At 69.6% G+C, this 14,419-nt stretch carries 18 protein-coding genes; 3 read left to right on the forward strand and 15 right to left on the reverse strand.

Annotation, left to right across the window (positions count from 1 at the left end):
• Nucleotides 1-41: 41 nt before the first annotated feature.
• The 10 genes from Voc01_RS24280 to Voc01_RS24325 form a co-directional block, all read right to left on the reverse strand.
• Entirely contained in the window at nt 42-488 is a 447-nt protein-coding gene (locus tag Voc01_RS24280; protein WP_203929838.1) for a DUF2550 domain-containing protein, read from the reverse strand.
• Between the two features lie 14 nt (nt 489-502).
• A complete protein-coding gene (locus Voc01_RS24285; protein WP_239160454.1) occupies nt 503-775 on the reverse strand; it encodes a F0F1 ATP synthase subunit epsilon in 273 nt (90 codons plus the stop codon).
• 178 nt (nt 776-953) lie between these two features.
• The gene (atpD, locus tag Voc01_RS24290; protein WP_203929840.1) at nt 954-2,387 is read right to left on the reverse strand and encodes a F0F1 ATP synthase subunit beta; all 1,434 of its coding nucleotides are present in this window, start codon (nt 2,385-2,387) and stop codon (nt 954-956) included.
• Nucleotides 2,387-3,313, reverse strand: coding sequence for a F0F1 ATP synthase subunit gamma (locus tag Voc01_RS24295; protein WP_203929841.1), 927 nt, complete (start codon nt 3,311-3,313; stop codon nt 2,387-2,389). The genes atpD and Voc01_RS24295 overlap by 1 nt, the downstream gene beginning before the upstream one ends.
• A 4-nt stretch (nt 3,314-3,317) precedes the next feature.
• The gene (gene atpA, locus Voc01_RS24300) at nt 3,318-4,967 is read right to left on the reverse strand and encodes a F0F1 ATP synthase subunit alpha (RefSeq protein WP_203929842.1); all 1,650 of its coding nucleotides are present in this window, start codon (nt 4,965-4,967) and stop codon (nt 3,318-3,320) included.
• A 35-nt stretch (nt 4,968-5,002) separates the two neighbouring features.
• Nucleotides 5,003-5,824: a F0F1 ATP synthase subunit delta gene (locus Voc01_RS24305; protein ID WP_203929854.1), complete on the reverse strand. Its 822-nt coding sequence runs from the start codon at nt 5,822-5,824 to the stop codon at nt 5,003-5,005.
• The gene (locus Voc01_RS24310; protein ID WP_373873864.1) at nt 5,821-6,378 is read right to left on the reverse strand and encodes a F0F1 ATP synthase subunit B; all 558 of its coding nucleotides are present in this window, start codon (nt 6,376-6,378) and stop codon (nt 5,821-5,823) included. The genes Voc01_RS24305 and Voc01_RS24310 overlap by 4 nt, the downstream gene beginning before the upstream one ends.
• A 12-nt stretch (nt 6,379-6,390) precedes the next feature.
• On the reverse strand, nt 6,391-6,624 hold the full coding sequence (atpE, locus tag Voc01_RS24315) for an ATP synthase F0 subunit C (protein WP_203929843.1): 234 nt from the start codon (nt 6,622-6,624) through the stop codon (nt 6,391-6,393).
• Between the two features lie 113 nt (nt 6,625-6,737).
• Entirely contained in the window at nt 6,738-7,517 is a 780-nt protein-coding gene (atpB, locus tag Voc01_RS24320) for a F0F1 ATP synthase subunit A (RefSeq protein WP_203929844.1), read from the reverse strand.
• Nucleotides 7,518-7,532: 15 nt separating this feature from the next.
• Entirely contained in the window at nt 7,533-7,754 is a 222-nt protein-coding gene (locus Voc01_RS24325; protein WP_203929845.1) for an AtpZ/AtpI family protein, read from the reverse strand.
• Between the two features lie 215 nt (nt 7,755-7,969).
• Between Voc01_RS24325 and Voc01_RS24330 the strand changes: the two genes are divergently transcribed.
• Nucleotides 7,970-8,464 carry a hypothetical protein gene (locus tag Voc01_RS24330; RefSeq protein ID WP_203929846.1) on the forward strand — a complete coding sequence of 165 codons (495 nt, stop codon included), beginning with the start codon at nt 7,970-7,972 and terminating at the stop codon, nt 8,462-8,464.
• On the opposite strand, the gene Voc01_RS24335 is transcribed toward Voc01_RS24330, so the two are convergent.
• Together Voc01_RS24335 and glyA are read right to left on the reverse strand one after the other, a co-directional pair.
• Nucleotides 8,461-8,838, reverse strand: coding sequence for a hypothetical protein (locus Voc01_RS24335; RefSeq protein WP_203929847.1), 378 nt, complete (start codon nt 8,836-8,838; stop codon nt 8,461-8,463). The genes Voc01_RS24330 and Voc01_RS24335 overlap by 4 nt on opposite strands.
• 85 nt (nt 8,839-8,923) lie before the next feature.
• Nucleotides 8,924-10,210 (reverse strand): serine hydroxymethyltransferase, encoded by a 1,287-nt coding sequence (gene glyA, locus Voc01_RS24340; protein ID WP_203929848.1) that lies wholly within the window; start codon nt 10,208-10,210, stop codon nt 8,924-8,926.
• A gap of 50 nt (nt 10,211-10,260) precedes the next feature.
• Here glyA and Voc01_RS24345 point away from each other — a divergent pair, with 50 nt between their 5' ends.
• Entirely contained in the window at nt 10,261-11,745 is a 1,485-nt protein-coding gene (locus Voc01_RS24345) for an SDR family oxidoreductase (protein WP_203929849.1), read from the forward strand.
• Here Voc01_RS24345 and Voc01_RS24350 read toward each other — a convergent pair.
• From Voc01_RS24350 to Voc01_RS24360, 3 genes are read right to left on the reverse strand one after another with little or no spacing between them, the layout of a single operon-like run.
• A complete protein-coding gene (locus Voc01_RS24350; RefSeq protein ID WP_203929850.1) occupies nt 11,669-12,382 on the reverse strand; it encodes a phosphatase PAP2 family protein in 714 nt (237 codons plus the stop codon). The two genes, Voc01_RS24345 and Voc01_RS24350, sit on opposite strands and share 77 nt — an antisense overlap.
• Nucleotides 12,382-13,125 carry a phosphatase PAP2 family protein gene (locus Voc01_RS24355; protein ID WP_203929851.1) on the reverse strand — a complete coding sequence of 248 codons (744 nt, stop codon included), beginning with the start codon at nt 13,123-13,125 and terminating at the stop codon, nt 12,382-12,384. Before Voc01_RS24355 ends, Voc01_RS24350 begins: the two co-directional genes overlap by 1 nt.
• Nucleotides 13,126-13,155: 30 nt before the next feature.
• Nucleotides 13,156-13,749: an arsenate reductase/protein-tyrosine-phosphatase family protein gene (locus tag Voc01_RS24360; RefSeq protein WP_203929852.1), complete on the reverse strand. Its 594-nt coding sequence runs from the start codon at nt 13,747-13,749 to the stop codon at nt 13,156-13,158.
• A gap of 30 nt (nt 13,750-13,779) precedes the next feature.
• On the opposite strand from Voc01_RS24360, the gene Voc01_RS24365 reads away from it, so the two are divergent.
• Nucleotides 13,780-14,419, forward strand: a 640-nt coding sequence (locus tag Voc01_RS24365; protein ID WP_203929853.1) for an L-threonylcarbamoyladenylate synthase, incomplete at its 3' end; no start/stop codon positions are given.

A 14,419-nucleotide genomic window follows, 5' to 3' on the forward strand; every position in this document is an offset into this window, starting at 1 on the left:
CAGCCAATTCGATGCACAAGTGTCCAAGATCGCGGAAGGGGTCAGTGCGGGGGAGCAGCCAGCCTGGGAGCAGGAGAACCCGGAGGGGCCGCCTCCATCCAGGACAGGAAACCGGTCAGGGTGCTGCCCGACATCGCGATCTCGACCGACGACCGCCGGTCAGCACACCGGACCACGACCCAGTCGGCCGGCATCGTCAGGCGTTCGACGTCGTCGGGAAGGCGGCGGCCCTGGATCGCCAGTTCGCGGCGACTCAGGACACGGCGCGGACGGGGCGAGAAGCTGAACACGCGGTACCAGCGGAACTCGTCACCCGCGAAGCGCGCCAGGCCGTGCGACCAGCCGCGCCCCGCGACGAGCGTGGTAAGGCGGAGACTCACGTCGATGGTGCCGCCACGGCGGCCGATCGCGACGCGACGGAAGAACAGCGTCGCCAGAGCGAGGAGCACTACCAGGACACCGATGCCGACCCACTGAAGGACGCCCACCGATGCCCGCCCCGCTACCGCTTCTCGTCGGCGAACTCGCAGGACTCCGCGAGGATCGTGACGCCCTCACCGGTGACCGAGAGGAACCCGCCGGAGACCTCGTAGACGGACTCTATGCCGTCATGCTTGATCCGCACCTGGCTGGGCTCCTTGAGCTGGCCGAGCAGGGGTGCGTGACCGGGAAGGACACCGAGTTCGCCCTCGGTGGTGCGGGCCACCACGAAATCCGCGGTACCCGACCAGACCTTTTCCTCGACGGCCACCAGCTCGACCTGTAGCTGCGCCACTGCGATTCTCCTTGCCTGCGGCGGTGTTGCGAGTTTAGCCAACCCGTGACGACCGCTGTTCATGAGGGCGAAAAGTTATGGAGCTCTTTAGGTACCTTGCAATGAAAAAGATCTTGGACGCCGCGCAGCGGCGAAACCGTGCGAGACGTCCAAGATCGGGCTACCGAATCGGGACGATTCAGTCCTTCATCAGCTCGTGGGCCTTCTTCTCGAGGTCCTCGATGCCGCCGCACATGAAGAACGCCTGCTCCGGGAAGTGGTCGAACTCACCCTCGGAAAGGCGCTTGAACGCCTCGACGGTCTCCTTGATCGGCACGAACGAACCCTCGATGCCGGTGAACTGCGTCGCCGCGTAGGTGTTCTGCGACAGGAACCGCTCGACCCGCCGCGCCCGGTTCACCGTGATCTTGTCTTCCTCGGACAGCTCGTCCATACCGAGGATGGCGATGATGTCCTGCAGATCCTTGTACCGCTGCAGGATCCGCTTCACTTCCTGCGCCACCGTGTAATGCTCGTTGCCGACGTACTCCGGCGCGAGGATCCGCGACGTGGACGCCAGCGGGTCCACCGCCGGGTAGATGCCCTTGTCGGAGATCGACCGCTCCAGGTTGGTGGTGGCGTCGAGGTGGGCGAACGTGGTGGCCGGCGCCGGGTCGGTGTAGTCGTCGGCCGGCACGTAGATCGCCTGCATCGAGGTGATCGCCTTGCCCTTGACGGAGGTGATCCGCTCCTGCAGCTGGCCCATCTCGTCGGCCAGCGTGGGCTGGTAGCCCACGGCCGACGGCATGCGGCCCAGCAGGGTCGACACCTCGGAACCGGCCTGCGTGAACCGGAAGATGTTGTCGATGAAGAGCAGCACCTCCTGGTTCTGCACGTCACGGAAGTACTCCGCCATCGTCAGGGCGGCCAGGGCGACCCGCAGACGCGTGCCCGGCGGCTCGTCCATCTGACCGAACACCAGCGCGGTCTTGTCGATGACCTCGGACTCCGTCATCTCGGCGATGAGGTCGTTGCCCTCACGGGTGCGCTCACCCACGCCGGCGAACACCGACGTACCACCGAAGTTGTTGGCGACCCGGATGATCATCTCCTGGATGAGCACCGTCTTGCCCACGCCGGCGCCGCCGAAGAGGCCGATCTTCCCACCCTTGACGTACGGGGCGAGGAGGTCGAGCACCTTGATGCCGGTCTCCAGCATCTCGGTCTTCGGCTCGAGGTCGGCGAACGCCGGCGGCTGACGGTGGATGCCCCAGCGCTCGGCGCCGTCGAGGGTGGACGGGTCGGCGTTGAGCACCTCCCCGATGGCGTTGAAGACCTTGCCCTTGGTCACGTCACCGACGGGCACCGTGATCGGGCCGCCGGTGTCGCGCACCTCGGCCCCGCGCACGAGACCGTCGGTGGGCTGCATCGAGATCGCGCGCACCATGTTGTCGCCCAGGTGCTGGGCGACCTCCAGGGTCAGCGTCTTCTCGCCGCCGGAGAGGGTCACGTCGACCTTCATGGCGTTGAACGGTGCCGGCATGGCATCGCGCGGGAACTCGGCGTCGACGACCGGGCCGATGACCCGGACGACCCGGCCCACGCCCGTCTGGGTACCAACTGCAGTAGTCATCACACATCACTTCCCGATGCGGCGAGCGCTTCGACGCCGCCGACAATCTCGCTGATCTCCTGGGTGATCGCCGCCTGACGGGCCGAGTTCATCTCCCGCGTGAGCGACTTGATGACCTCTTCGGCGTTGTCGGTTGCGCTCTTCATCGCCCGCCGCCGGGACGCCGACTCGCTCGCCGCCGAGTCGAGCAACGCCGCGAACAGCCGGGCGTTGATGTACTTCGGCAGCAGCGCCGCCAGCAGTTCCTCGGGCTCGGGCTCGAACTCGTACGCGGGACGGGGACCGGTGACCTCGCGCTCCTCGACCTCCATCGGCGCGAGCAGCCGCACCTTCGGGACCTGCGTGAGCAGCGACTTGAACTCGGTGTGCACCAGGTACAGCTCGTCGACGCCGTAGATCCCGTCGGCGCCCGGGCCGTCGACGGTGTCGTCGGCACCGGCCTCGAACGCTTTCAGCAGCGTCTCGCCGACCTCGCGGGCGTTCTCGAACTCGGGACGCTCGGAGAAGCCGGTCCAGCTCGCCTCGACCGGGCGTCCCCGGAACTTGAAGAACCCGACGCCCTTGCGCCCGATCACGAACAGCACCGGCTGCTTGCCGTCACGCTCGAGCCTGACCCGCAGCTGCTCGGTGGCCCGCAGCACGTTGGCGTTGTAGCCACCGGCCAGACCGCGGTCGCTCGTGACCACCAGGATGCCGGCCCGACGGACCTGCTCCCGCGGCTTGAGCAGCGGGTGGTCGATGCTCGCGTTGGACGCCAGCGCGGTGAGCACGTCGGTGATCGCCTCGGCGTAGGGACGGCTCGCGGCGACCCGGGCCTGGGCCTTCGCGATCCGGCTGGTGGCGACCAGCTCCTGCGCCTTGGTGATCTTCTTCATGGACTTCACCGACCGGATGCGACGCCGGAGCGGTAGCAGCTGGGCTGGCATACCGTCAGCCCGCCTCGTTCTGGCGGACCTCGCGGGTGACCTTCTCGCGGCTGTCGCCCGACGCGTCGGACGGCTTGGCGCCCGCCTCGTTCACGAACCTGCCCTCACCGGAGCCGGCGAGGAAGTTCTGCCGGAACTGGGCGATCGCCTCCTTCAGGGAAGCGGCCGTGTCGTCGGACAGCTCGTTCTTCTCGGCGATCGCGTCGAGGATCTCCTTGCGGTTGTGCCGCAGGTGCGAGAGGAACTCCTGCTCGAACTTGCGCACGTCGGAGACCGGGATCTCGTCGAGCTCGCCGGTGGTGCCCGACCAGATCGAGACGATCTGCTCGGTGACCGGGTACGGCGAGTACGCCGGCTGCTTGAGCAGCTCGACCAGGCGGCCACCGCGCTCCAGCTGGGCGCGCGAGGCACGGTCGAGGTCGGACGCGAACGCCGCGAACGCCTCCAGGTCGCGGTACTGCGCCAGGTCCAGACGCAGGCGACCGGACACCGACCGCATACCGCGGACCTGCGCCGAACCACCGACCCGGGACACCGAGGTACCCACGTTGATGGCCGGCCGGACGCCCTGGTTGAACAGGTCGGTCTCGAGGAAGATCTGGCCGTCGGTGATCGAGATGACGTTGGTCGGGATGTAGGCCGAGATGTCGTTGGCCTTGGTCTCGACCATCGGCAGGCCGGTCATCGAGCCGCCGCCCAGCTCGTCGGAGAGCTTCGCGCAGCGCTCCAGCAGCCGGGAGTGCAGGTAGAAGACGTCACCCGGGTAGGCCTCGCGGCCCGGCGGGCGACGCAGCAGCAGCGACACGGCGCGGTACGCCTCGGCCTGCTTGCTCAGGTCGTCGAAGACGATGAGGACGTGCTTGCCGGCGTACATCCAGTGCTGGCCGATGGCCGAACCGGTGTACGGCGCCAGGTACTTGAAGCCCGCCGGGTCGGACGCCGGGGAGGCCACGATCGTCGTGTACTCCATGGCGCCGCGCTCTTCGAGCGTCCCCTTGATCGACGCGATCGTGGAGGCCTTCTGGCCGATCGCGACGTAGATGCAGCGGACCTGCTTCTCCGGGTCGCCCGACAACCAGTTGTCGCGCTGGTTGATGATCGTGTCGAGCGCGATCGTGGTCTTGCCCGTCTTGCGGTCACCGATGATCAGCTGGCGCTGGCCGCGGCCGATCGGGGTCATGGCGTCGATCGCCTTGATACCCGTCTGCAGCGGCTGCTTCACCGACTGGCGCTGCACCACCGTGGGCGCCTGCAGCTCCAGTTCGCGCAGGCCCTCGTTCTCGATGTCGCCGCGTGCGTCGAGGGGCTTGCCCAGCGGGTCGACGACCCGGCCGAGGAACCCGTCACCGATCGGCACCGAGAGGACCCGTCCGGTCCGCTTGACCTGCTGCCCCTCCTGGATGCCGGCGAAGTCGCCCAGCACCACGACACCGATCTCACGCACGTCCAGGTTCAGTGCGACACCCAGGGTGCCGTCTTCGAACTCGAGCAACTCGTTGGCCATGGTCGAAGGCAGGCCCTCGACGTGGGCGATGCCGTCGCTCGCGTCGGCGACGATGCCTACCTCTTCGCGGGAGATCTCCGGCGAGTAGGACGAGACATAGCGCTCCAGTGCGCCCCGGATCTCGTCCGAGGAGATGGTCAGCTCGGCCATCCTCAACTTCCTCTATGTCTAGGTGTGAATTGAATCTAACCGGCGAGCGCCTTGCGCGTCTCGGCAAGCCGTCGGGAGACCGTGCCGTCGTACAGATCGGAACCGACCCGCACCCGGACACCGCCGACCACGGACGGGTCGACATCGACCTTCAGGGAGATCTGTCGACCGTACAGTTCGCTGAGCCGACCGGCGAGGCGTTCCTCTTCGGCGTCGCTCAGCGGTGCGGCGGTGGTGACGTAGGCGACCTGCCGGTCACGCCGGGCGGCCGCCAGCTCCACCAGCCGGCTGAGCGAGGCGTCGAAGCCGCGCCCGCCGAACCCGCGCAGCGCCAGCGCCGCCAACCGCAGCGACACCGGCTTGACCTTGCTGCCGAGCAGGTCGTCGACGAGCTGCGTCCGCCGGTCGAGGCCGGCGGTCGAGTCGGACAGCGCACCCGCGAGCTGCGGGTTGCCCCGGACGACGCCGCCGAAGCGGAACAGTTCGTCTTCCACCTCGCCCAGTTCGTCGGCCCGTTCCGAGCCGGCGAGCAGGGCCTCCGCACCGATCCGCTCGACCGCGTCGAGCAGCTCGACCGGAGACGACCAGCGACCGCGCACCAGGGCCGTCAGCAGGCCCAACGCGTCGTCGCCGATCTTGCCGGCGAACACCGCGCCGAGCAGGCCGGCCCGCTCGTCGGTGTCACGGGACGCGTCGGCCAGCGCCCGCCGCAGCCGTGGCTCCCGCCGCAGCAGGTCGGCCACCGCCAGGACCTCGTCGCCGGTGGCGGCGAGCCGCTCCGGCGTGGCACCGGCCGCGTGCTCGTTGAGCGCGTCGACGGCGGCGGCGTAGGACTCCCGGCTGGCGGCGAGCATCAGCGCTTACCTCCGGCGGGAGTCGCTTCGCCCAGGTCGTCGAGGAACCGCTCGACCGTGCCGCGCTGGCGTGCCTCGTCGGCCAGGGCCTCGCCGACAATGCGGCTGGCCAGGTCGACGGCCAGGGTGCCGAGCTCGGCGCGCAGCTCGCGCACGATCTGACCCCGCTCGGCCTGGAGCGCGTCGCGCCCGGCCTGGATGATCCGGTCGGACTCCTCCCGGGCGCGGGAGGCGGCCTCCTCACGGATACCCGCGGCGTCGGCACGCGCCTCGTCACGGATGCGCGCAGCCTCGGTACGCGCCTCCGCCAGCTGAGCCTTGTACTGCTCGAGCAGTTGGGCGGCTTCCTTCTGGGCGTTCTCGGCCTTCTTGATGCCGCCTTCGATCGCCTCGACGCGGGCCTGGAAGGTGGCCTCCATCCGCGGCCAGACGTACTTGCCGAGGACGAACACGAGCACCGCGAAGGCGATCGTGCCGATGACGACTTCCTGCCAGATCGGCACGACCGGATTCGGGACGTGGACTTCACCGCCCTCGGCGGCGAGCAATTGCAGCATTGCGGCCTCCTATTACGGGGTGCCGGGGCCGAACGCGTAACCGAACGCGATACCCAGCAGCGCGAGCGCCTCGATCAGAACCATGCCGAGGAACAGGTAGGTACGGGTGAGACCGGCCGACTCCGGCTGACGCGCGGTGGCCTGGATGTAGGCGGCGAACACGAGACCGACACCGATGCCGGGGCCGATGGCGGCGAGGCCGTATCCAACGGCCGCAATGCTGCCGGTAACTTCAGCGAGTGCCATTGCTCTGAAAATCCTCCTGCTAGCGCGTGACAGCTGGGTCACGCGTTGGACGGGACGGGTTGGTTGATCGCGGTCGGTGTACCGCCCGCGCTGGTCTTATTCGGAAGTCGCTGTCAGTGCTCGTCGGCGAGCGACGTCTGCACGTAGAACGAGGTCAGCAGCACGAACACGTAGGCCTGCAGGGCCGCGACCAGCAGCTCGAAGAAGGTGAGGCCGATCGCCAGCGCCCAGGAGAGCAGCGACACGGGCTTGAGGAAGATGGCCTCGCTGTTGAGCAGCATGAAGCCGCCCAGCGAGAAGACCAGCAGGATCACGTGGCCGGCGAACATGTTGGCGAACAGTCGCAGGGCCAGCGTCACCGGACGCAGGATGAACGTCGACAGCAGCTCGATGACCGCGACCAGCGGAACCAGCCACATCGGCACGCCCGGCGGGATGAGCTGCGCCTTCATGTACTTGGCGAAGCCGTGCTCGCGGATGCCGACGTAGTTGAAGATCACGTACGAGATCACGGCCAGCAGCGCCGGGAAGGCGATGTGGGAGTTCGGCGACAGCTGGACACCCGGGATGATCGCCCAGACGTTCATCACGAGGACGAACACGAACAGCGTCGACAGGTACGGCGCGAACGCCACGCCCCGGGCGCCGATCATGTCCTTGGCGATGCCGTCACGCACGAAGCCGTACAGGGACTCGGCGAGCCACTGCGACTTGGTCGGCACCAGCTTCGGGTTGCGGTAGGCAACCAGGAAGAAGACGAGGATCAGCGCAACCGAGACCCACAGGAACAGCGTGAACTTCGTGAACCAGTGATCCGGCCCCGCGATCGGCGGCGGGAAGAACTCGTGCACGCCTGGTGGCCATGGCACTTCGGATGCGACGGTGCGCAGCATGCCTCTGGTCTCCTCCTATGCCCCGAGCCGCTTGACGGTGATGTAACACCCCAGAGCGGCGCCGACGACGGCACCGATACCCAAGCCAATGCCGTCGGTTGCCAACCAACGGTCGACGAGCCAACCGATGAACCCCCACACCAACATTCCGGAGAGGAGGTAGCTCACGGCGGCCCATCCCGCGTTGATGCCTTGGACTTCATCGCGGCGAGGGGTCCGGTTCTCGTCATCGGCCATGACGCGCGAACCATATCAAGCGCGTTTCCGCAGTTGTGAGTCGACCCCCGCGAGAAGTTCACGCGGGGGTTCAGACGATGCTAGGCGGCTCCCGGCCGGTAACCCGTCACATTACCCCCGTTCACCGGTTTGGTGTTTCCCCTCCGCGGGGTATCTCCGCACCCGAATTGTCACTACCTTGGTAGAAAGCGGTTCCCACTGGGGGGTGGGTACGGATGAAGGCACTACTCGTAGTTGTCGCGCTCGTGCTCTTCGCTGTGTTCGTCGTGCGGCAGCCTGACGCCGAGAGTTCCGGAACCGCGGGTCGCGGCACCGGAACCGACGACGGCGGCCCGCTGGGTTCGCGGTGCACCGTCTTCGCCGACGTGCCCACGATGCGTGACGGGCAACTGATCGGCCCGGCCCGCTTCCGCTGCGCCAAGGAGAACGGCGGCGTCGACGTCACCGTGTCGCTGCAGATCGACGAGGGCAAGGGCCGGTGGGTCAGCGTCGAGCAGACGCCCATGGGCGCGACCGGCGTCGACACCACCAAGAAGCGGTCCGAGCGCGAGCGCACCGCGTTCGCCACCGCCGACTGCAGACCCGGCACGTACCGCACGTTCGTCGGCGGCACCGTGAGCAACGACGAGCGGAGCTTCCGCGTGGAGGCGGTGAGCGACCGGGTCACCGTGCCGTGCGCGGGGGCCTCGTCGGCACCGGCGAAACGCTAGACGTCCACGTACGGGATGCGCGCGTGGTAGACCCACCAGGCCTGCGCGGTCGCCCAGGCGATCGTCGCCACGCCCACGCCGAGGCACAGCGCGGTCAGCCCGTCCCACCCGGAGCCGGCCACCGCGGCCATCACGAACCCGAGCGCCGTGAACTTGGTGATGTACGTGACCATGCCGACCGGCAGCACCAGCGTCGGGTGCACCGAGTCGGCCCACGCGATCACCAGGCTCGACACCGTGAAGCTCGCCACCACGATGCCCACCCCCGCCGCGGCACCGAGCGCGCCGGCGACCCCGCCGAACACCGCTCCCCCGGCAACCATCAGCACGAGGATCACGGCGCTCGTCTTCAAACCAACCGGCAGATGCGTCATCCGCCCGACGACACTCATGCTGCGCCGCCTACAAAGGCAAACGGCAAAAGCCCCCGGCATGAGCGCCTCCACTGCGTTCCGGCACTCATGCCGGAACCAGCACGGGATAGGCGGGGAACGCGTTCACCAGGTCGGTGACCTCGGATGCCACGTCGCCGAGCTCGATGCGGCCGGCCGGGGTGTCGGGATCGGCCCGGACCGCCCGCGCGATCAGCCGTGCGACGTGCGCCATCTCCGCCTCCTTCAGGCCCTGCGTGGTGACCGACGGGGTACCGACCCGGATGCCGGAGGCGGTCATCGGCGTCTCGGGATCGTACGGGATGGCGTTCTTGTTCAGCGTGATGCGGGCCAGGTCGCACCGTTCCTCGGCCGCCCGTCCGGTGACGCCGAGGGAGCGGAGGTCGATCAGGGCCAGGTGGGTGTCGGTGCCGCCGGAGACCGGTCTCATGCCTTCGGCCGCGAGCCCGGTGGCGAGCGCGCGGGCGTTCGCGACCACCTGCCGCGCGTACTCACCGAAGATCGGTGTGGACGCCTCCCGCAGCGCCACCGCCTTCGCGGCGACCGCGTGCATCAGCGGTCCGCCCTGCGTGAACGGGAACACCGCCCGGTCGACGCGGGCGGCCAGGTCGGCGGTGCACAGGATCATGCCGCCGCGCGGACCGCGCAGCACTTTGTGCGTGGTGGCGGTGACCACGTCGGCGTACGGCACCGGCGACGGGATCGCGCCGCCGGCGACCAGCCCGATGAAGTGCGCCGCGTCGACCACCAGGTACGCACCGACCTCGTCGGCGATCTCCCGGAACCGGGCGAAGTCGATCAGCCGCGGGTACGCGGTGGCGCCGCAGATGATCATCTTCGGCCGGTGCGACACCGCCAGCGACCGCACCTCGTCGTAGTCGATCAGCTCGTCGTCCGGCGACACCCGGTACCCGACGGTCTCGAACCACTTGCCGCTGAAGTTCACGCGGCTCCCGTGGGTGAGGTGACCGCCGTGCGGCAGGTCCATCGCCAGCACCCGGTCGCCCGGCACCAGCAGCGCGGCGTACGCGGCCAGGTTGGCGCCTGCGCCGGAGTGCGGCTGCAGGTTCGCGTGCTCTGCGCCGAACAGCGCCTTCGCCCGCTCGATGCCGAGGGTCTCGGCCCGGTCGACCTCGCCACAGCCGCCGTAGTACCGGTGACCCGGGTACCCCTCGGCGTACTTGTTGGTCAGCGTCGACCCCAGCGCCGCCAGCACCGCCGGCGACGTGAGGTTCTCGCTCGCGATCAGCTGCAGCCCGCTCCGGACCCGCGTGAGCTCGCCGAGCACGACGTCGGCGATCTCCGGGTCGGCGGCGCGCAGCGCCGCGAAGCTAGGCCCCCAGAACTCGCCCATGCCGCGAAGTCTACGTGTCTGGCCTGCTCAAAACGGGCATGATCCGGGGCATGCGGGTACTGGTGACGGGTGCGACCGGATATGTCGGCGGCCGGCTGGCGCCGCGGCTCGTCGCACGGGGGCACGAGGTGCGCTGCCTCACCCGGTCGGCGGGGCGGCTGCGCGACGTCCCGTGGGCCGAGGACGTCGAGATCGTCGAGGGCGACGTCGCCGACCCGGCGAGCCTGCGCGCGGCGATGGAGGGCACGGACGTCGTCTACTACCTGGTCCACTCGTTGGGCCGCAAGGGCTTCGAGAAGCTCGACCGCGACGGCGCCGCGAACGTCGCGGCCGCCGCGACGGCCGCGGGCGTCAAGCGCATCATCTACCTCGGCGGCCCGGATCCGGACAACCCTCAGGCGTCGGCTCATCTCAGGAGCCGGCACGAGGTCGCGGAGATCCTGCTGAAGGGTGAAACGCCCGCGGTCGTGCTGCGGGCGCCGATCATCATCGGCTCCGGCTCGGCGTCGTTCGAGATGCTGCGGTACCTCACCGAGCGGCTGCCCGCCATGGTGTGCCCGCGCTGGGTGCGCAACCGGATCCAGCCGATCGCGATCCGCGACGTGCTGCACTACCTCATCGGCATGGCCGAGGTCACCGACGACATCAACCGCGCCTTCGACATCGGCGGACCCGACGTGCTGACCTACGAGCAGATGATGCGCCGGTACGCGGCGGTCGCCGGCCTGCGGAGACGGCTGATCGTGCCGGTCAGGGCGCTCAGCCCGTGGCTGTCGGCGCACTGGGTCGGCCTGGTGACCCCGGTGCCCAACGCGATCGCCCGGCCGCTGGTCGGCAGCCTGATCCACGAGGCCGTCGCCCGCGAGCACGACATCGCCCGTCACGTCGCCGACCCCGACCGCGGGCTGACCGGCTTCGACGAGGCCGTGCGCCTGGCGCTCAAGCGCATCCGCGACGCCGACGTCGAGACCCGGTGGACCGGCTCCTCCTGGCCCGGCACCCCGGCGGCCGAGCCGCTGCCGACCGACCCGAACTGGTCGGGCGGCACCGTCTACACCGACCAGCGGGAGAGCCGGGTCGACGCGTCACCCGAGGAGCTGTGGCGGGTGGTCACCGCGATCGGCGGCGAGACCGGCTGGTACTCGTTCCCGCTGGCCTGGGCCGTGCGCGGCTGGCTCGACCGCGCCGTCGGCGGTGTCGGCCTCCGGCGCGGCCGGCGCGACCCGAGCCACCTGTACCTGGGCGAGGCCGTGGACTTCTGGCGCGTCGAGGAGATCGTGCCCGGCGAGCTGCTGCGGTTGCGCGCCGAGATGCGGCTGCCGGGCCGCGCGTGGCTGGAGATGCGGGTGAAGCCCGGGGACCGCGACAGCACGGCGATCTACTGCCAGCGGGCCGTGTTCCTCCCCCGCGGGCTCGCCGGTCACGCGTACTGGGCCGCCGTGACGCCGTTCCACGGCATCATCTTTGCGGGGATGGCTCGGAATATCGCGAAGGCTGCCGCTGCCGCAGGACGAAAGCCGACCCCCGTGTCGTGAGCCACGCGCGCACCGCGATCGTCAGGCAGGCGATGCCGTTCACCGCGCCGAAGAACACGTCGCTGGGGTGGTGCATGCCGCGGTACATGCGGGCGGCCGCGACCAGGAACGGAATGGCCACGAGGACGCTGATCAGCAGCGCCTTCGGTATCCGGTGCCGCATCCGCCACCCGACGATGATCGCGAGCCCGCCGTACAGCGCCACCGCGGCGCCGGTATGCCCGGACGGGAAGCTCGACGTCGGTGGGGCCTCGTCGAGCTGGGGCACGGCCGGCCGCTGCCGGTCGATCACCAGGGCGGTGAGCAGGAAGACGCTCGCCTGCAGCAGCACGGCGGTCATCAGCGTCACCGCCTCGGCCCACCGGCGGAAGACCCACCGCAGCAGCAACGCGAAGATCAGGAGCAGCGCGATGATCGACGCGGTGTCGGCGAGCCGGCTGATGATGCCGGTGGTGGAGGTCCAGTCGGGCGTGCGGCCCTCGGCGAGGTCACGGTTGACCTCATCCTCGGGTTTCAGGAGGTTCTTCAGCGGAAAGCTGAGCAGCAGGCCCACTGCGACCATCGACAGGTAGAGCACGATCCCCGGCACGACGACCTTGCGCAGAACGTGCTTTCCGATCTGCCTGTTGATGCCCATCACCGCTGAACCTCCTCCGGAGCCACACCGGCCAACGGGTCGTGCGCCGGCCGACCGACGTCGCGGCGCCAGGTTTCGAACGCGGCCGCGGTCGCGACCACCAGCGCGATCCCGACCAGCCAGGCCGCGACCACATCGCTCACGTAGTGCACGCCGAGGCCGACCCGGTCGAACCCGGTGAGCAGGATCAGCGTCAGGCCGACGGCCCAGGCGGCGACGCGCCGCCGCACGGTCGGCAGCGCCGGCAGCACCACGAGCAGCAGCACCAGCACGCCGACGGTGCTGTTCAACGCGTGTCCCGACGGGAAGCTGTAGCCGGGGGCGGTCGCCAGCGGCAGGTCGAACGACGGCCGGGACCGCGCGACGACGAGCTTCAGCACGAGCCCGAGCACGCTGCCGGTGGTCATCGTGATCGCCGCCCACCAGGCCAGCCGCCAGGCGCCGCGCGTGACGAGCACCAGGACGGCCACCAGCACCGCCCCGCGGAACACCCACGGGTGCAGGATCACGTCCAGCGCGTGGAGCGCGTCGAGCAGCCACCGTTGGTCGCCGACCGCGTCGTGGAGGGCGTCGGCCACGGCGAGGTCGAGCCGCTTCATCGGACCCCAGCCGTTGCGCACCGCCAGGGCGAGCAGCGTCACCGGTACGGCGACCAGGAACGCGGCGAGCGCCGCCAGCGCCAACCGGGGACGCAGGCGTAGCCGGTGCCACCAGGATTTCCGGCGTTGCCCTATACGCAGCACCACCGGATGTTTCCCAGATTTCACGATTCGCTAACTCAGTAGCAGGCGGGCGAGCGGCTGCACCGTCTTCTCGATCTCGTCGGCGATGCGGCCGAAGTAGCGGTCGGCCCGTCCCCACGGGTCGTCGAGATCGTCCGCCGGCCGCGGCGGCCGGCCGGCGCGCGCCCGTGCCGCGGCCTCGACCAGTGCGACCCCGCGCGCGTACACGGCGTCGGTGTCGGGTGCGAACGGTGGCAGGTCCCGCTCGTCGACGTGCGCGAGGAGCCGGCCCAGCTCGCCGAGCACGAACGTGCGGTCGTCGGCGTCGGCGCGCAGCCCGTGGACGAACTTCGACTGCTCACCGGTCGCGGTGAGGATCAGGTCGGAGTACTCGAGGTGCTCGGTGGTCAGCTGACGCGCCGCGAACCCGTCGGCGTCGCCGCCGCGCGAGCGCACCTGCCGGGCGGCACCCGGGTCCATGGCGGCGCCGACGTGCCAGCCGCCGGTACCCGCGCCGTGGACCAGCAGCAGGTCGTCGGCCTTGTCGCCGACGTAGGACTTCGCCTCCAGCATCAGCAGCCGCTCCGCCATCGGCGACCGGCAGATGTTGCCCATACACACCATCAGCACGCTGAACGGACCCACGGCCGGGAGCCTAGTACGCTCCTGGTGCCCATGAACATGTTCGAGTTTCTCCATCGCACGCCGGCCGGCCTGCTGCGGTTCGCCGACGCCGCCCGGCTCGCCGACCATCTCCGTGGTGGTGGCCTCGCCGTCCTGCCCACCGAGACCGGCCATCTGCTCGGCGCCATCGCCACCGACCTCACCGCCGTGCGCAAGGTCTTCACGGCCAAGGGACGCAGCGAGAGCAACCCGGTGCACCTCGCGTTCTCGTCGCTGGCGCTCGCGAAGCGCTGGGCCGTCCTGGACGACGTGGCCGTCGACCTGCTGGGCCGGTACACGCCCGGTCCGCTCACCGTGGTGGTGCCCGCGGTCGGGCTCCCCGACGAGCTGGTGACCTTGAACGGCACCGTCGGTGTGCGCGTGCCGGACCACCCGGCGACGCTGCAGGTGGTGGAGCTCCTCGGGGTCCCGATCACGGCGACGAGCCTCAACCGCAGCGGCGAGGAGAGCCTGCCGCTCGACCGCGGCACGCTGGAGACCCTGGCCTGGCCCGCCGGCGAGACCGTCTACGTCCTCGAACACGACGAGGCGATCACCGAGCCCAGCGCGTCGACGCTGGTGCGGGTCACCGACTCCGGCCTAGAGGTCCTCCGCAAGGGCCCGGTCGAGATCCAGGGCGCGTCAATAGTGT

The organism is Virgisporangium ochraceum (assembly GCF_016863655.1).
In the GTDB taxonomy this organism is placed as follows: domain Bacteria; phylum Actinomycetota; class Actinomycetes; order Mycobacteriales; family Micromonosporaceae; genus Virgisporangium; species Virgisporangium ochraceum.